11 protein-coding genes are annotated in these 18,537 nt (G+C 60.7%); 9 read left to right on the top strand and 2 right to left on the bottom strand.

Annotated features, from left to right (window positions below; genetic code table 11):
• Positions 1–119 precede the first annotated feature (119 nt).
• The 6 genes from ccsA (at position 120) to D3Z90_RS13515 (ending at position 8,919) form a co-directional block, all read left to right on the top strand.
• Positions 120–2,312, top strand: coding sequence for a cytochrome c biogenesis protein CcsA (gene ccsA / locus D3Z90_RS13540; protein ID WP_256658200.1), 2,193 nt, complete (start codon positions 120–122; stop codon positions 2,310–2,312).
• A 190-nt stretch (positions 2,313–2,502) separates the two neighbouring features.
• On the top strand, positions 2,503–4,068 hold the full coding sequence (gene peaA, locus D3Z90_RS13535) for a quinohemoprotein amine dehydrogenase subunit alpha (protein ID WP_136476333.1): 1,566 nt from the start codon (positions 2,503–2,505) through the stop codon (positions 4,066–4,068).
• A 74-nt stretch (positions 4,069–4,142) separates the two neighbouring features.
• Positions 4,143–5,573 (top strand): quinohemoprotein amine dehydrogenase maturation protein, encoded by a 1,431-nt coding sequence (gene peaB, locus D3Z90_RS13530; protein WP_136476331.1) that lies wholly within the window; start codon positions 4,143–4,145, stop codon positions 5,571–5,573.
• A 1-nt stretch (position 5,574) separates the two neighbouring features.
• Positions 5,575–5,898, top strand: coding sequence for a quinohemoprotein amine dehydrogenase subunit gamma (qhpC, locus tag D3Z90_RS13525; protein ID WP_136476329.1), 324 nt, complete (start codon positions 5,575–5,577; stop codon positions 5,896–5,898).
• Positions 5,899–5,928: 30 nt separating this feature from the next.
• On the top strand, positions 5,929–7,086 hold the full coding sequence (peaD, locus tag D3Z90_RS13520; protein ID WP_371922197.1) for a quinohemoprotein amine dehydrogenase subunit beta: 1,158 nt from the start codon (positions 5,929–5,931) through the stop codon (positions 7,084–7,086).
• A 141-nt stretch (positions 7,087–7,227) separates the two neighbouring features.
• Positions 7,228–8,919: an AMP-binding protein gene (locus D3Z90_RS13515; protein ID WP_136476327.1), complete on the top strand. Its 1,692-nt coding sequence runs from the start codon at positions 7,228–7,230 to the stop codon at positions 8,917–8,919.
• Positions 8,920–8,959: 40 nt separating this feature from the next.
• Here the strand turns inward: D3Z90_RS13515 and D3Z90_RS13510 are convergent, their stop codons facing one another.
• On the bottom strand, positions 8,960–9,718 hold the full coding sequence (locus D3Z90_RS13510; protein ID WP_136476325.1) for a class I SAM-dependent methyltransferase: 759 nt from the start codon (positions 9,716–9,718) through the stop codon (positions 8,960–8,962).
• A gap of 161 nt (positions 9,719–9,879) precedes the next feature.
• Between D3Z90_RS13510 and D3Z90_RS13505 the strand changes: the two genes are divergently transcribed.
• From D3Z90_RS13505 to D3Z90_RS26805, 3 genes are all read left to right on the top strand, one after another.
• The gene (locus tag D3Z90_RS13505; RefSeq protein ID WP_136476323.1) at positions 9,880–11,736 is read left to right on the top strand and encodes a DUF1302 domain-containing protein; all 1,857 of its coding nucleotides are present in this window, start codon (positions 9,880–9,882) and stop codon (positions 11,734–11,736) included.
• A gap of 24 nt (positions 11,737–11,760) precedes the next feature.
• Positions 11,761–13,128: a DUF1329 domain-containing protein gene (locus D3Z90_RS13500; RefSeq protein WP_136476321.1), complete on the top strand. Its 1,368-nt coding sequence runs from the start codon at positions 11,761–11,763 to the stop codon at positions 13,126–13,128.
• 149 nt (positions 13,129–13,277) lie between these two features.
• Entirely contained in the window at positions 13,278–15,749 is a 2,472-nt protein-coding gene (locus D3Z90_RS26805; RefSeq protein ID WP_168198469.1) for a LuxR C-terminal-related transcriptional regulator, read from the top strand.
• Here the strand turns inward: D3Z90_RS26805 and D3Z90_RS13490 are convergent, their stop codons facing one another.
• Positions 15,750–18,497, bottom strand: coding sequence for a LuxR C-terminal-related transcriptional regulator (locus D3Z90_RS13490; RefSeq protein ID WP_136476319.1), 2,748 nt, complete (start codon positions 18,495–18,497; stop codon positions 15,750–15,752).
• Positions 18,498–18,537: the final 40 nt, after the last annotated feature.

Genomic DNA, 18,537 nt, shown 5'->3' with positions numbered 1-18,537 from the left:
ACATTCGCCGGTACTCCACATCTGGCGTGAAAGCTGGCTAAGTGATTGGTTATACGATGAATTTCTAGATTGGCACGTAACTTGTGTGGTCGAGCAGACAATAACAAGGAGTGGCCTACGTGAGTGATCTGCGACGCGGTGGAGGGGGGCAATGGGCATTCGGTTTGGTGCTGAGCTGCACGCTGTTGTGGTTTTTGCCCCAGGTCGGCAACGGGTTGCTGGTGGTGATTGCCGGCTTCATCGTGCTGGGTGCTTTACGAACCAGCCTGCGTATTGCGTGCTGGCGGTTTGCCTTGGCGGCCTTGTATGGCGCCTGCTTGAGTCTGGTCCTGCACCTGCTCGCCGATGACTTCCATTTGCGCTACATCTGGCTCTACAGCAGCGCCGCGTTACCGTCCTATTTGAAAATGTCCAACCTCTGGGGCGGTGACGAGGGCACGGTGCTGTTGCTGGCGACCTTGTGCATGACCATCGGTATACGCAGCGCTGCTGCACCCGGCTGGAGCGGACGCAGCAATGCGCTGGTCGCTGCCTGGTACACCCTGGCCGCGGCCTGGCTTGGTCCATTTACGGCGACACCGCCCGACTGGCTTGCGGCTCAGCAAAGTCAGGGCATGAACGCCCATTTACAAACAATCTGGATGGCGTTTCACGCGCCGTTGATTCTTGCGGCCTATGCCTGGGCCATCGCGCCTGCCGGTGTAGCACTCGATGCCTTGAGTGGCGCCAGTGACAGCTATGGGCGAGTGGCCTCGACCTACAGCAGGCGCTCCTGGTTGGTACTGACTGCCGGTATCGGCATGGGCATGGTCTGGGCGCTGGAGGACTTTACCTTTGGCCAACTCTGGCACTGGGACCCAGTACAGACGTCCGCCTTTATTGTCTGGGCGATGTTGGGCGCAGTGTTGCATGGCGCCAGACGCTGGCGCCCGACGTACCATAACCGGCGCCTGTTGCCGATTCTAAGTGTGCTGACGGCCGCGTTGGCATGCATTGCTTTGTCGGTGACACGCAGTGAAGTGCTGGCCAGCTCTCATCGCTACATCGGCACCACTTCATGGCTGAGCCACCTGGCGTTGGCTGCGGTACTGATTTGCCTGCTGCTGGTGTATGCCTGGAAAGCCTTCGCTCGATCCAGCGAAGGCCTGAAGAAGATCCGCCGTTCGGCCTCGGACTGGGGCCTCGACCTGTCGATCTGGCTGTTCGCCGGGGCGGCATTGCTAGCCGCGGCTGCGCTGCTCAATGCCCATATCGGCCAGTGGCTGCAGATGGAAAAAGCGTCTGAGTTGAAACCCTTCTTCGAAACCTTGATGACCTGGGCCAGCGCCGCGGAAATGGCCGATTTGCGCCGTGCTTTCGACCACTGGGATGTGGATGGTCACGGGCTTGGCAAGTGGCTGACGCCGGTGATCGCCCTGTTGGGCTTGATCGGTGGTTGGGTGTTTCTGCGCCGCTGCCTGCGCGCGCAGGGGGCGACCATTATCACCCTGGCGATGGCCTTGTGGGTGGCGCTGACAGCCTGGCGCGGCGGCTGGCTGACGCCACGTTATCGCGGCGAGGGCGTGTTGTCGCAAAGCATTGTCGATGTGCTGCCCTGGCTCGACGCTGCCTTGCTGTCGGCCCTGTTCCTGCTGGCGGCGTGCATCACCTGGGGCGCGGTCGTGCTGTGGCGCAGTCGCAGGTTCGGTACCCTGCGCCATACCGGGCCGCTGGCACTGATTCACGGCGGCGCCGTGATCGCGCTGGTCGGCGGCCTGCTGGCTACCGCCTTGAATACCTACATGCCGATCAATATCGCGCCTGCCAGCGCTGCGCACGCCTGGCATCGGGTCGCGGAGCAGATGCAGGTACGCGTACTGCCGATCAGCAGCGAGTCGAATTTCTCAGGCTACCGCGCGGTGGCTCAGGTCGAGCTGCGCAGCGAAGGGCAGGTGATTGCCGGGCACGCGTTGTTCCAGGACGGACGCGAACTGCCGCCAGCCTATCAGGGGCCAGTGCGCCAACTGTGTGAGATTCTCGACTACCGCTATGCGCGTCACGTTGGAGACCCCGGCTATGTATTGCATCCGTTCATCGTGCGCGGCTGGGCTGAAGACCTGCAGGTCTGGGTGCCGGCTTCGCCCCGATTGATGCAGGCCGGTAGCACGGCTACAGATGACGCAGAGGCCAGCTATGGGGTCGTGGTGGTGCGTCGTTATCCGTTTGTGTCGTTGGTCTGGATCGGCCTGCTGGCAATGGTGTTCGGTGTTCTGGCGCTGCCAGGCCACGGCCCTCCTTCCCGACGCAACACCACGCAAGTGTCTCAGAGTTAGACAGGGTTCGCGAAATTAGACACCGGTAACCGGGTGATTCACCCTGCAGTACCTGTGCGTTGTAGGTAACTAGTTGTTTTGCATGGCTTTATGCGTTCTGGCATGCGACATGCTTTGTGTGATGTAGCTGTGTGCTAAAACCCTCGAAGGGTGCGGAAAATTTTAACAACAATACCGTGGAGGCCTGACCTTGAAGACGACCCGACTCCGACATTATCTAGGTGCCGGCACCCTGGCCATGATGGCCTGCGCAGTCATGCAGCCTGCTCTGGCAAAAGATGGCCAAGCCATTCTCAATGCCAAGTGCATGGCGTGCCATACCCCCGAAGGCAACGATTCCCTGACCCGCATCAGCCACCAGCGCAAAACGCCGGAAGGCTGGTTGATGAGCGTTGCGCGTATGCAGGTCATGTATGGCGTGAAGATCGATGACGAGGATCGCCGCACGGTGGTCAAGTTCCTCGCCGACAAGCAAGGCCTGGCGCCCAGTGAGACCGATGGCGTGCGCTACGCCATGGAGCGGCGCCTGAACACCGTGGAAAAGTTCGACGAACCGCTCAACCAGATGTGCGCGCGCTGCCACTCTGGGGCACGGGTCGCCCTGCAACGTCGTCCACTGCAGGAGTGGGAACGCCTGGTGGACTTTCACCTGGGCCGTTGGCCGTCGCTTGAGTATCAGTCGCTGTCGCGCGATCGCGACTGGTTCGGCCTGGCGCACAAGGAAGTCGCACCGTTGCTTGCCAAGCACTACCCGTTGGAAAGCCAGGCCTGGAGCGACTGGCAGAAGAACAAGCCCAAGGCTGACGCGCTGCCGGGGCAATGGAGCTTCAGTGGTCATATGCTGGCCAAAGGCGATGTACGTGGAGTGATGACGGTCACCCCGGACACCGTCGATAACTTCAAGGTCGAGGTCAAGGGCCAGTACGCCGACGGCACCCCGTTCAATGGCAGCGGTTCGGCCATTCTCTACAACGGCTACGAATGGCGCGGCAACCTGCAGATCGGCGATGTGCGCATGCGCCAGGTATTTGCAGCACTCAACGGCGAGATGAAGGGGCGCATGTTCGAGACCGAGCATGATGAGCGCGGCCTGGACTTCAGCGCGGCCAAGAGCGATAGCGCCAAGTTGCTGGCAGTGCAGCCGGCTTTCATCAAGGCAGGTAGCGAAGCTGAACTGACCTTGGTGGGCAGCGGACTGACCGGCACGCCGGATCTGGGCGCCGGCATCGAGGTGCTTAAAGTCCTCGAAACTGCGCCTGGCAAACTGCGCGTGCAGGTCAAGGCGGCTGCCGATGCGGCGTCGGGTGTACGCAGCATCGCCGTGGGCGCGCTCAAGGGCGTGGAGTTGGCGGTGTACAAAGACATCGCCGAGGTCAAGGTAGTGCCTGCGTACTCCATTGCCCGGGTAGGTGAGAACGGTGGTTCGACGCCTAAGGTGCAAGGCCGCTTCGAGGCGGAAGCCTGGGGCACGGGCGCAGATGGCGCACTCTATCGGATCGGCTACCTGCCGGCGAAATGGACGGTGGAGCCGTTCAACGAGCAGGCCCGGGAAGATGAGGACGTCAAGTTCGCCGGCACCATGCAGGACGATGGTGTGTTCGTACCGGGGCTGGCCGGGCCGAACCCGCAGCGCAAGATGATGACCAACAACGCCGGCAACCTGAAAGTGATTGCGCAGTTGGAGGAGGGTGGCATGAAAGGCGAAGGCCACCTGATCGTGACCGTACAGCGTTGGAACAATCCACCGTTGCCATAACCGTGCCTGGCTGGGGGCGGGTAGGTCCCGCCCGATGTGGCAACGACGATTGAGCACTTTTCCGGGAGGTCGCCATGGGCGCTATCTTGAATCTGGTCGAACGCAACCTGCACGAAGTGCGGGTGGACAACGACCGCATGCTGTTCCACATACCGAGCAGTTCGCTGTTCGCTACCGATGACGTTACCGGTGGCATTATTGATGCCCTGCGCCAGCAGGGTTGTAGTTCTGAAGACCTGGTCCAACGCCTGGCCGGGCGCTTCGCCGGGCAGGAAATCGACGAAACCCTGCGCGAGTTGATCGCACTGGAGGTGGTCAGCAACGGGACGGAACTGACACCTGAAATCGGCATCAGCCGGGTCGAGCGCACCGCACTCAATACCGTGGTGCTGAACGTCAATACCGGCTGCAACCTCAGCTGCACCTACTGCTACAAGGAAGACCTGGACAAGCCCTCGGCGGGCAAGAAGATGGGCGCCGATACCGCCGAAGCCTCGGTGGAAATGCTCCTGCGCGAGTCGCCCGACGAGGAGCGCTACAGCGTGGTGTTCTTCGGCGGCGAACCGCTGTCCAACCGTCCGCTGATCGAACACATGGTCGACTACTGCGAGCGTCGCTTCGCCGAGCAGGGCAAGCAGGTGGAGTTCATCATGACCACCAACGCCACGCTGCTCACCGAAGAGATCATCGACTACCTCAATGCCCACCGCTTTGGCCTATCGGTCAGTATCGACGGGCCAAAGACGGTGCATGACCGCAACCGCATTACCGTCGGCGGGCAGGGCACCTACGATGTGGTCCGGCGCAAGGTCGACCTGTTGCTGTCACGCTATCGCAGCCGTCCGGTCGGCGCGCGGGTGACCCTTACCCGCGGTATCACCGATGTCGAAACCATCTGGAATCACCTGTTCAATGAACTGGGTTTCGCTGAAGTCGGCTTTGCCCCCGTCACCTCGGGCGACATGTCCAACTTCAACCTGACCGGCGAGGAACTGGTCGAGGTCTTCGCCAACATGAAGGCCCTCGGTCGGCGTTACCTGGAAGCAGCGCTGGAACACCGCAATATCGGTTTCTCCAACCTGCATCAGCTGATCACCGACATCCACGAAGGGCACAAGAAGGCCTTGCCGTGCGGCGCCGGGCTGAAAATGCTGGCAGTGGACCACAAGGGGGAGCTCAACCTCTGCCATCGCTTTACCGGTTCGAGCATGCCGACCTTCGGTAACGTTCATGGCGAATTGAAGCAGACTGAACTGACCGACTTCCTTTCGCAACGCCTGGATCGCACCAACACCGGCTGCGACACCTGCCATATCCGCAACCTGTGTTCCGGTGGCTGCTACCACGAGAGCTATGCCCGTTACGGCGACCCGACCCACCCGACCTATCACTACTGCGAGCTGATGCGTGACTGGGTGGACTTCGGCATCGAAGTCTATAGCCGCATCATGGCCGGCAACCCGGCGTTCATCAGCAGTTACATCACTCCGCGCAAGGTCCACTGACATGAAACATCTGAAGCCGCTCAACAATAAAGCGCTGATCCTCGAACAGGCCGCTGCCGAAGATCGTCTCGAAGAAGTCGTGGCAATGAGCAGCGTGGCCGGCTGTACCGCAACCACGGACCCAGGCTGGGAAGTCGATGTGTTCGGTGGCGTGGCGTCGTTGTGCCAGCCGATGGAGGCCGACCTGTATGGCTGCTCCGACCCGTGCTGGTGGCCAGCGCAGGTGCCCGACATGATGAGCACCTACCAGGACTGGAACAAGGATGGGCAGAGCTCCGAGGAAGGCTGGCGCAACCTCAGCACTGTGTTCCCGAACGACAAATGACCTGATGACAAGAATAAAAGGGATAACACTATGAAGCTTCAGTTCATCGGCCGCCTGGCTGCTACAAGCATGGGCTTGTTTGCCGTTTGCACCGCCGCCACCGTTGGCCTTGCCATGGGCGTGCCGAGCGCCAGTGCCGCCAACAGCGGCCCGGCGCTCAAGCCCGGTCAGGAATACTTGCTGGCAACCAACTACCCCAACAACCTGCACCTGATCGATGTCGCCACCGACAAGCTCTACAAGACCTGCGAGATGCCCGACGCCTTCGGTCCGGGAGCCGCCCAGGTGGCGCCGGACAAGAAGACGGCCTACGTGCTCAACAACCACTATGGCGATATCTATGGTATCGATATGGATACCTGCAAGACCGTGTTCCACGCCCGTCTGGCGTACAAGCCGGGCGAGCAGGCCAGGGCCATGCTGTCACTGGCGGTCAGCCCGGACGGCAAGGAGGTCTACACCGTCGCCAACCCCACGCTGATACTCAACGACCATTATGCCGTGCAGGAACCACGCCTGCAGGTGTACAGCACCGATGCGGGCCTCGACGCCAAACCGCTGCGCACCTTCCCGGTGCCGCGCCAGGTCTCGATCATGCAGGTAGGTGACGACGGCACCCTATACATGGCCGGTCGCGATATCTACAAACTCGATGTGAACACCGGCAAATACAGCGTGGCCTTGCCCACCGGTAGTTGGACGCGGCCGCACTACAGCCCGCCGGACCTGCTGTACATCTGGTCGCACCAGAGCCCGCGCCGCGATTTCTCGCTGCTCTACACCGCAGCGAAATTCAAGGATGACAAGCAAGACCCGGCCACCGCCGACTATGTCTATGGGTACGTCAGTGTCGACCTCGCCACCGGCAAGACCGAGACGACGGACTTCGCACCGTTGACCGAGGTGTACTTCACTGGCATGCGCTCACCCAAAGACCCGAACCAGATGTTCAGCGTGCTCAACCGCCTGGCCAAATACGACATCAAGGAGCAGAAACTGATCAAGGCGGCCAAGCTTGCGCACTCCTATTACTGCATCAGCTTCAACAAGGCAGGCAGCAAGCTGTACCTGACCGGGACCTTCAGTGACATCGCCGTCTACGATCCGGACAAACTCGAACTGACCAACAATATCAAGCTGCCCGGTGGCGACATGGTGACCGGCACCGCCCAGGTGTTTACCCGTTGACCTGAGCGCAGCGCTGGCCTTACAAGCACAGTGTATGGTCTAGCATTGCTGCAGTTGACCCGCGCTGTGCTACCAGCCCAAGGCTGGTAGCACAGCGCCTGAATTCGCGTTACAGCCCACAACAATCACAAAGGGGCATCCATGAATCACCTGAGTTATTCCCAGGGGCGGCAGGACAAAGACCTGCTGGCCATGACCCTCGGTACAGCGTTCGATACCACGGTTGCCAAGTTCGCGGAGCGCGAAGCACTGGTGGTCCGGCATCAGGGCCTGCGTTACAGCTGGCAGGCCCTGGCCGATGCAGTGGACCGCCATGCCCGGGCCTTGCTGGCGCTGGGACTGAACAGCGGCGACCGCCTGGGCATCTGGGCGCCCAACTGCGCCGAGTGGTGTATCACACAATTTGCCAGCGCCAAGATCGGCGTCATTCTGGTCAACATCAACCCTGCCTATCGCAGTAGCGAACTGGAATACGCGCTCAAGCAGTCCGCATGCAGCTGGGTGATTTGCGCGGACGCCTTCAAAACCTCCGACTATCACGCCATGTTTCTCGGCTTGGTGCCGGAGCTGGCCGAGGTCAAGCCCGGTACCCTCAACTGTGAACGGCTGCCTGCCTTGCGTGGTGTGGTAAGCCTGGCCAGCAACCCTCCCGAGGCATTTCTGGCCTGGAACGAGCTGCAAAAAATGGCCGCCGCGGTCAGCGACGAAACCCTGACAAGTCGCCAGGCCAGTCTGCGCCCTGAAGACCCGATCAACATCCAGTACACCTCCGGCACCACAGGTTTCCCCAAAGGGGCCACGTTGAGCCACCACAACATCCTCAACAACGGCTACATGGTGGGTGAGAGCCTGGGCCTGAGCGAGCAGGATCGCATGGTGATCCCGGTGCCGTTGTATCACTGCTTCGGCATGGTCATGGGCAACCTGGGCTGCATGACCCATGGCAGCACCATGATCTACCCCAACGATGCCTTCGACCCGCTGTTGACGCTGAGCACGGTTGCCGAAGAAAAGGCCACTGCACTGTACGGCGTGCCGACCATGTTCATTGCCATGCTCGACCATCCGCAACGTGCCGACTTCGACTTGTCCAGTCTGCGCACCGGGATCATGGCCGGGGCGACCTGCCCGATCGAAGTGATGCGCCGGGTGATCGACGAGATGCACATGGGCGAGGTGCAGATTGCCTATGGCATGACCGAAACCAGCCCGGTATCGCTACAGACCGCCGCCGAAGATGAGCTGGAACTGCGCGTGACCTCGGTGGGGCGCACCCAGCCGCGCCTGGAGAACAAGATCATCGACAGCGAAGGCGTAACCGTGGCCCGGGGCGAGATCGGTGAGCTGTGCACGCGTGGCTACAGCGTTATGCTCGGTTATTGGAACAATCCTGCTGCCACCGCGGCGAGCATCGACGCTGAGGGCTGGATGCAGACCGGCGACCTGGCGGTGATGGACGAGCAGGGCTATGTGCGCATCGTCGGGCGTAGCAAGGACATGATCATTCGTGGTGGTGAGAACATTTATCCGCGCGAGCTGGAAGAGTTCTTCTTCACCCATCCGGCCATCGCCGACGTCCAGGTGATTGGCATACCTTGCAGCCGTTATGGTGAAGAAATCGTCGCCTGGATCAAGTTCCATCCCGGCCACAGCGCCGCTGAGGATGAGCTACGCAGCTGGGCAAAGGCGCAGATCGCTCACTTCAAAGTGCCGCGCCATTTCCGCTTTGTCGAGGAGTTCCCAATGACGGTGACCGGCAAAGTACAGAAGTTCAAAATGCGCGAGATCACTATCGAGGAGTTGACCATTACCGTGGAAGGCAATGGTCGCTAGCAGTGGGGGTGGCCCGCATCAGGCTTGCGCCTGTCGCGGGTTACACGCGACCAATGCGCATGTTGATCGGCCAGGTAACAGGGCGTTTGCTAGTGGGCTCGCCCCATAGCCTGGCAAGTTCTTCGGCAAAGTGCGTAAGTACCTCGTCCTTGCCTGCATGCGATGCCTGGCGTACTGCCGACCAGGTGGAGATATAGCCAAGAAATTCCTCCAGGTTCCACTCCAGGCAGAAGCTGATGGCGTCGCCGTTGATTTGCGTGAACGGGAAGTCCAGCGTCGCGTAACCGCTATCGACGAGCTTGCGCTGTGCCGGCCAATAGGGCCCGATTTCGTCCCAGTAAAAGCGCTGGAAGCGCTCGTTCAGTGTTGGCTCGAGCAGCGGCACGCCGTAGCTGATCAGTGCCAGGATGGCCCCGGGTACCGCCACGCGGCGAACTTCAGCGTAAAAGCGCGGCAAGTCGAACCAGTGCGCCGCCTGCGCTGCAGTGATCAGGCTGGCGCTGCGCGATTGCAGGGGCAGATCTTCTGCCGGGGCGCATTGATAACTGACGTTGGCTTGCGCGGTGCAGTGGGCGATCTGGTCTTCGCTGGGATCAAAGCCTGAGACTGCGCTGAAGTGCTCGGCGAGGTCTCGGGTAAGCTGGCCGTTGCCACAGCCAACGTCTACCGCCAAAGCCATGTTCGGCGCCAACGAAGCCAGGTAGGCGGCCAGTGACTGCGGGTATTGCGGCCTGAAGCGCGCGTAGGCCTCGGCACCCTTGTCAAACCAGTTGGTGCTCTGTGCGGTGCTGCTATTCATTGATATTCACCTCTGGCCGTCGAGTCGTTGCCAATAGTCCTTTTATCGCCACGTTACTACCCGCAAGGGTGATTCGCAAAACTACCCCTTCAGGCAATATTGCTCGCCGGTTTACCTGCATAGCATGGGCTTTCCATCTGATCCAACTCCTGGAAAGCCGCATGCAAACAATAATAAAGCGCGCAAACCTGCATCCCACCCTGTTGGCGACCGCAATCGCCTTGGCGTGGGGAACTCAGGCGCAAGCCGTGAGCTTCAACATTGGGGAAATCGAAGGCACCTTCGACTCATCACTGTCCATTGGTGCAAGTTGGGGGACCCAAGATCCCGACTCGGACTTCATCTCCAACTTCAACGTGATGGGCGAAGAGGGCCATGCCGCCTCTCGCACCGCCGACGACGGACGCTTGAACTTCAAGAAGAATGAAACCTTCTCGAAGATCTTCAAAGGTATCCACGACCTGTCGCTCAAGTACGAAGACTCTGGCGTGTTTGTGCGCGGCAAGTACTGGTATGACTTTGAGCTCAAGGACGGCGAGCAGCATTTTTACGACATCGATGACCACGGCCGTGACCGTTCGGCCAAGGCCTCGGGCGCAGAGTTCCTCGATGCCTTTGTCTACCACAACTATCAGATCGGCGATCTGCCCGGCAACGTGCGCCTGGGCAAACAGGTGGTCAGTTGGGGGGAAAGCACGTTCATCCAGAACTCGATCAACGCCATCAACCCGATCGACGTCGCTGCACTGCGCCGTCCGGGTGCCGAGGTCAAGGAAGGGCTGATTCCGGTCAACATGTTCTACCTGTCGCAGGGCCTGACCGAGAACCTGACTGCGGAAATGTTCTACCAGTTGGAGTGGGACAAGACCGTTACCGATAACTGCGGCACCTTCTTTGGCGCCGACCCGGTGGCCAAGGGCTGTAATGACCGCCTGGTGATCGCCGGTCCCGACTTTGCCCCCGGTGTCGCAAGCAACAGCCTGAACATTCAAGCGGTTGCTCAGGGTCTGGACAACGCCTACATCCCTCGGGCCAAAGACCACGAGCCCGGTGACAGTGGCCAGTTTGGCCTGGCGTTGCGCTGGTTCCTGCCGGAGTTGAACGACACCGAGTTGGCGGCCTACGCGATGAATTATCACAGCCGCAATCCGTACCTGAGCTTTACCCGCACCACCGTGGCGGCTCCCCCGAATACCGCTAACACTCCGGCCCGGGTGCGTACCGCCAGTTACTTCGTCGACTACCCGGAAGACATCCGCCTGTATGGCTTGAGTTTCCAGACCAACGTTTCCGGTGTTGCGCTTGGCGGCGAGGTGAGCTTCCGTCCGAACATGCCGCTGCAGATCAACACCGCCGACCTCAACCTGGCCGCTGTCAACCAGTTGGGCCTGATCAATGGCGTGCCGGGTGCAGTCTCGCCCGTGTTTGTCGACGGTTTTGCCACCAACGCCCCAGGCGCGGCAATTCCGGGCTACAAGCGCATGCCAGTGACCCAGGTGCAGGTGACGGCGACCAAGTTCTTCGATCAGGTACTGGCCGCCAGCCGCCTCACGCTGGTGGGTGAGGTGGGCTACAACCGCGTGTCTGGCTTGAGTACCGATACCGGTGACGTGCGTTTCGGTCGCAGCCCAACCTACGGTGCAGGCGCGCTGGTCGACAACGGTGCGGTATGCCGAGGTACCGCCGCCGGTACACCAACAGCGAGCAACCCGCAGCAGGAATGCAACAACAAAGGCTATTACACCAGCGATTCCTGGGGCTATCGGGTGCGCGGCAAGCTCGACTATCCCAACGTGATTGCCGGTATCAACTTGTCGCCGAGTCTGGCCTGGTCGCATGACGTCAACGGCACCGGTGTCAGCTTCGAGGAAGGCGCCAAGGCGGTCAGCCTGGGGCTCGATGCCGACTACGAGAACACCTACACCGCAAGCCTCAGTTACACCAACTACTTTGGCGGCGACTTCAACACGCTGGTGGACCGTGACTTTATGTCGCTCAGTTTCGGCGTGAACTTCTAAACCTGATTCCGTGGAGATCTGCAGATGAAACCCATCACTTTTTTTCAGGGTGCAGCGCTGACCCTTACCTTGCTGGCCACTGGTGTCATGGCGGCAGTGTCACAACAGGAAGCGGACCAACTCGGCACCACACTGACGCCTCTTGGCGCACAGAAGGAAGGCAATAGCGACGGCAGCATTCCGGCCTGGACCGGCGGGCTCAAACCAGGGGCGGCGAAAGTGGAGAAAGGCTTTCTGGGCGATCCGTTCGCTGATGAAAAGCCGCTGTTCGTGATCAACGCGCAGAATGCACAACAGTACAAAGACAAGCTGACTGACGGGCAGATGGCGATGTTCAAGCGCTATCCGGACAGCTACCGGATTCCGGTATACACCAGCCACCGCACCGCCTCGAACCCACAGGAAGTCTACGATGCGGCGAAGAAAAGTGCCTTGAATACCGAATCGTTGGCCGGCGGCAACTATGTCGGCAACCTCACAGGCTCGCGGTTCTATGCTTTCCCGCTGCCTAAAACCGGCGTAGAAGTGCTGTGGAACCACATCAGCCGCTACCGCGGTAAAAACTTTCATCGTCTGACCGCTCAGGCAGCCCCGCAAACCAATGGCTCCTTTACTGCCGTCGAGTTGAGCGATGAAGTGGGTTACCCGCAATACATGAAGGACGGCGACGGAAAAAAAGCCGAGAACGTCCTGTTCTACTACAAACAGGAAGTGACTGCACCTTCGCGCCTGGCCGGTGGCGTGACACTGGTGCACGAAACCATCGACCAGGTGACCGAACCACGCATGGCCTGGGTCTACAACGCCGGCCAGCGTCGGGTACGTCGTGCCCCACAGGTAGCCTATGACGGCCCGGGGACGGCCGCCGACGGCCTGCGCACAGCTGACAATGCCGATATGTTCAACGGCGCGCCGGACCGCTACGACTGGAAACTGGTGGGCAAGAAGGAGATGTACATTCCGTACAACAATTACCGTCTCGCGTCGCCGCAGCTCAAGTACAAGGATATGCTCCAGGCCGGGCACATGAACCCGGACCACACCCGCTACGAGCTGCACCGCGTATGGGAAGTCGTCGCCACCCTCAAGCCTGGTGAGCGCAACATCTACGCCAAGCGCCACATGTACTTCGATGAAGACACCTGGCAGTTGGTCGAGATCGACCACTACGATGGCCGTGGCCAGCTGTGGCGGGTTGCCGAGGGCTTTGCCATGAACGACTATGAACAAGGGCTTGGCAACTACGCGGCCATGGCGATCAACGATCTGGTCGCCGGTCGCTATCTGGTCATGGCCTTGGCCAACGAGGCGCCGCATGGCACCGAGTACGGCACCCAGCCGACGATGGCGGACTTCACCCCTGGCGCATTGCGTAACGCCGGTATCCGCTGAACCCCTGCGCCGCGATCGTCCTGATCGCGGCCTCTTTGCCTCGGGACGGTCGCAGGAACTAGTTCCTACGACCGATTGTAGAGGCGGGCCCCTGATGATTTGCTAGGCACACTCTGCCGCCTGGCCAATAACAATTATCAGGTGTTGTCATGACCAGTCTTCATCTCCAGACATTGCCTTCGCTGCCGCTGTCACTCCCCAACTTGCCCGCTCGGCACTTGCCGCGCCCGCATCTGGTCGACCTGCTACTGGAAAAGAACCCGCGCCTGCGCCTGTTGTGCGCGCCGGCAGGCTTCGGCAAAAGCACCTTATTGTGCGAAACCCTGCGCCAAGTTCCGCATGGGCGCAGTGCCTGGATTGCGATGAATGGTCAGTGGCTTACCCTCGGAGCGTTCTGCCAGCAAATCGGCAAGGCTTTCGGGGTCAACGCAAAGTTCTACCGTGATGCGGATGCATTGCGCGCCTGGTTCAGCCAGTGCGAGGAAACGCTGCGCCTGGTGCTCGACGACTATCCAAGCCAGGGCCCGGACCCGATCGGTCACTGGCTCGACCAGTTGCTTGGCTTGCCAGGCTGCACCTTGCAGGTGTTTGTCAGTTGTCGTCAGCGCCCGCAATTGAATCTGTCACGGTTGTTGCTCGAGGATGAGTTGCTGGAACTGGACAGCCGCCAACTGGGGTTCAGCCACGACGAGTTCGACCGCTTGATGGGCCTGTTAGCGCCTAATCGTTGTGCCAACGACAACGCGGTGCTCTGGCAGCAATCGCTGGGCTGGTGCGCCGCCACGCGGCTGTTGTGTGAGGCGTCGCAGCAACAAGGTACAGTCTGGTTGCGCGAGTACCTGCAGCATGAAGTACTGTCGCGCCTGACCGAGCGGCAAGTGTCGATACTCTGTGCCCTGGCTCATCTGCCCAAGTTCAACGCTGCGCTGTACGCGCACCTGTGGGACGATGAAAGCGGTACCGCGGCCTTTGAACTGATGCTGCGTACCAACGCCTATTTTCATATGCTGGATGCGGCCGGTCAGTGGTACTGCCTGTTGCCCGCTATCGCCAATGCCCTGCGCGATCAGCTCCAGGGCGCTGCGCTCAATCAACTGCGGCTGCGCGCCTGTCATTGGCTGAGCAGCGCAGGGTGCATTGACGACGCCATAGAATTGGCCCTGTGTGCAGGCCAGCCCGATCTTGCCGCCAATCTGATGGATCGACTGGGCTTCGATTGGCTATTCGCCCGCCAGCACCTGCGTAAATGGCTGGGTTGGTACGACAGGATGCCGCCGTCGTTGCTGCTCGGCTCACCGCGCCTGGTTTTCCAGAGCGCCCGGGCTTTGCTGTTGAGCTGGCGCCTGGATGAAGCACACAGCTGCATCGCTCGTCTGGAGCGCTTCTTGCCGCATCCCGATCCTGTTCAGAACCAGCGCCTGATTGCCAATTGGCAGGCACTGCACGGCAGCCTCGAAGGCTTGCGCGGTCATGCGCAGACGGCCCGTGAACATTGTCGGCAGGCGCTGGCGCACCTGGGCAGTCACGACTGGCGATCGGCGATTCTGTGTTACTCGACCCTTGGCCGGGTAGAAATGGCGACCGGCAACAGTCAGGACGGCCGCCAGTTGCTCCAGGACGCGGTAGAAATTGCACGCCGCCATGGCTGTCTGGCCAACGAAGTACTGATCAACACCGACCGTATCCGCCAGGCGATCCTCGCGGATGAACTGGCCCAGGCCGAAATTCTCCTCCATCAGAGCCTGGAACTGACCCGCGCCGATACCCGGCCAAGCCTGTTGTTGGGGCGCCTGCAGCTGCTGCAAGGCGAACTGCACCTGTTGCGCGGCAATACCAGTGACGCCGACAAGGCGCTTCAGTTGGGTATGAGCCTGGCCCGCGAAAGTGCTGACCCGTTCAAGCTGCACGGCTATATAGGCTTGGGTGAAATTGCTGCCAGACGCGGTGACTTTGATCAGGCAAGCCGGGCAATGCATGACGCCGAACGGCACATGCACTGCCAGAAAGCCCAGGCCAGCTGCTATCAGATGCTGCTGGACTACCAGCGCCTGCGTGTGCTGGTACATAAGGGCGATTGGCAGGCGGTTGTGCCGCTTGCCCTGGCGATGCAAGCACAGCTGAATCCGGAATCCGGGCGTATCGCACCCCTGCACACACCCTCGTTGCCACTGCGTATCCAGCGGGTGCTTGCGGTTGCTGAGTGCGAGCTTGGCCAGGCAGACCAAGCACGCCAGCGTCTAGTGGCAATGATCGAGCAATGCGAGCGGTTCAAGTTCAATGCGCTGGCCAAAGAGGCGCGCTCACAGCTTGCATCGCTCCAAGCCCACGACCAAGGCAATGCGCCATTGGCCGATCCACCGGTCGCCAAGCCCTCACGTTTTGAATTGTCCAGCCGCGAACTGGCGGTGCTGAACCTGTTGGCCAGCGGCCTTACCAATCAGGAAATCGGCGATAGCCTGTTCATCTCCCTCAATACCGTCAAGGCCCACACCAAGAACATCAACGCCAAGCTTGGGGTCAAGCGCCGTGCGCTGGCGGTGATGCGCGCCCAGGAAATGGGCCTGCTGGAGCGGGGCGACGCGCCGGTGAACGACCGTGCGCATCGCCTGACCCAGGGGTGATCAGTCGAGCAGACCTTTGGCGCGGGCAATGGCCACAGCCTCGGTGCGCCCTTGCGCCCCGAGCTTGGCGTTGATGTTGCGCAAGTGTGATTTTACCGTGAACTCGGAAAGGAACATCTTCTGCGCAATCGCCCGGTTACGCAGCCCGGCCGCCAGTTGCTGGATCACCTGTATTTCGCGGGTCGTCAGCGATTCGCGTGTGTCGCTGTCGCCCGACGAGGTTGAAGAGGAATCGCCCAGGTTGCCTGCGCGTTGCAACAAGGTGGTTAGAAAACGCGTCTCGATGCCCAGGCTGCTGGCCCGTGCCTGGTACGACACAGCCCAGCGCTGAAGCAGGTCGGCCAGCCGATGCCCCTCATCAAGGAAGGTGCGCAGGAAGCCTTCGTGGCTGGCGAAGCGCAGCGCTTTGGTCAGTTGGGCAAAGCCTTCTTCCGGCTGCCCGGCGCCGTCCAATGCCATGGCCAGCAGCAGGCGCAATTTCAGCTTGCGGCGATACTGCTGACGGTGGTTGGCTTGAACAATGGCATCCTGCAGTTGCCCAACAGCATCCATACAGCCGCCCTGGGCAATTTGCAGGCGCAGGCGGGCGATGGATGGAATATCGACATCGCTGCCGTGGAATATCAGCCCCGGACGCTCCCAACTACTGATCAGGTTAGCCGAGCGCAGCGCCTGGGCGGCCACGTCCAGGCGGTTCTCCAGGGTGGCGACACGGGCGCGCTCCAGCCAGCTGGAACACACCACGCGGTCGGAGCCGGATTGACGACCGATCTGTTCCAGTTCGGCAAGGTAGCGCAGCCAGGTGTCGCGTTCGCCTTTCAAGTAGGCGATTCTCGCCAATAGCACATGACTGGAAATCAGCGAGTCCGGCGGGCTGCCGTCCTTGGCGTGAGGCAAGGCCTCGGCAAGGTTGTGTTCGGCCTCTTCCAAGGCATCGGACTCGTACAACGCTAGCGACAAGGTGATACTCAGTGAGGTTTTGCCACCGAATGCACTGCTGCGGTTGTCCACCCACTGACGCTGGGCCGCAGCCTGTAGTCGCGCCAGGGCATTGCCCAGGCGACCTTGAGTCAGATCCAGAACGCCTTCGATACAATCGGTGACCGTGGTCAGGTAGGTAACGCGGTCCGGCGAGCTGCGTTTGAAGGCCCGGGAAAACAGGCGGCGAGCCTCTTCATGGCGCCCGGTAACCAGCATGCTGAATGCCAGCGAGTTGGTCACCACGCCGTACTGGAACACTTCATCGAGGGGTATCTGGTCAATGTGCTCAAGACCGGCGACATAGCATGCGTCCACCTGATCGGTAATGGCCAGGACCATGCAGCGAATGGTCCTGGCCTCGAGCTTGAACAGCTTGCGCGTGTCTTCGTCGGCGCGGGCCTCAAGCTGTTCGACAATTTTCAATGCATCGCGGTAGCGGCGGTGCAATGCCAGGGCCCAGGCATAGGCCACGTTGAGGTTGGGGTGCAGTTCCAGGTAAGTTGCCGGAATCCGATCAAGCCAACTAAGCAGCAGGCGTGAGCGTGCTTCGGCCATCAATTGTCCGGCATAGATCGCCAGGCGGCTGGCGGCTTCAGCGGTAGCCCCGGCCTGCAACAAGTGCTCGATGCCCGGAATCGGTCGCTCAGCCTCGAAATACCACTGCGCAGCGGCGTGGTGAAGGGTGACCGCATGTCCGGGGAATTGGCGGTTCAGCGCATCCTTCAGGTAGCTGGCGAACAGACTGTGGTAGCGAAAGCACTGATGATCGTTGTCCAGCGGGAAAATGAACAGATTGCTGCGCTCAAGATGCTCGATCATTGCCTGGCTGTCGTTGCGTCCGCTGACGGCATCGCACAAGGGCGCGTTGAGCTGGTCGAGAATGCTGGTTTGCATCAGAAACAAGCGGCAGTCTTCGCTTTGCCTGGCGAGAATGTCTTCGGCCAGGTACTGCGCCAGCTCCAGGTTGGAACCGGAGAAAGACGCGACGAAAGCGGCAGGGTCGGTACGTCCTTGCAGTGACAGGCTGGCGAGGTAAATGGCGGTGATCCAGCCTTCGGTGCAGCGAAACAGCGTAGCTATATCATTGTCGCGCAGCGTCAGTTGGCGCTTCTCGCGGATAAAGCGTGTGGCCTCTTCCAGGGAAAAACGCAGCGCGGCGGGGTTGATCTCTACCAACTGACCGCGGGCACGTATGCGCCCCAGGCCGATGTCGGGTGTGGTTCTGGAGGCGATCACCAGCACCCCGCAGGGGGGCAGGGCGTCCATCAGGCGTTGAATGAAGTCCAGTACCGAAGGGTTTTCAATCGCTTCGAATTCGTCGAGCACGATTGAAAACGGTTGCACAAAGCTGCTGATCCGCTCCAGCAACTCCTGCAACTGCTCGGCGGCGCTGAAACAGGCGGGCTGGGCGTTACCCTCGAGTGCATCGCCTGCGCTCAGTTCGCGAATGCCACAGAGCAAATGATTGATCAGGCGTTGAATGTCGTTATCGGCTTTGTCCAGGTTCAGCCATTGCACGCTGCGCCCGGCAGCCAGGCAGCGTTCGCGGTACTGCAGGAGCAGGGTGGTCTTGCCGAAGCCGGCAGCAGCGCGCACCAGTATCAACCGTGCATTGGCGACACTGTCCATGGTGTCCAGCAAGTGGGCACGAACAAGATGGCTCGGCGCGGCAATCGGGGCTGAAAGCTTGGCTTGCAGGACCTTTGCGGGAGTAGTGTGGCCAAGGTCCGTGGCGGCTGAGTCGTGGTGCTCCAGAACATCGGGCATAGAGGGTCTCCAGCAAGCGGGCTAGAGGGGTGGCGCCCAT

Origin of the sequence: Pseudomonas sp. DG56-2 (assembly GCF_004803755.1) — a bacterium.
Classification (GTDB): Bacteria; Pseudomonadota; Gammaproteobacteria; order Pseudomonadales; family Pseudomonadaceae; genus Aquipseudomonas; species Aquipseudomonas auratipiscis.
This window is presented reverse-complemented; position numbering and strand designations above follow the sequence as displayed.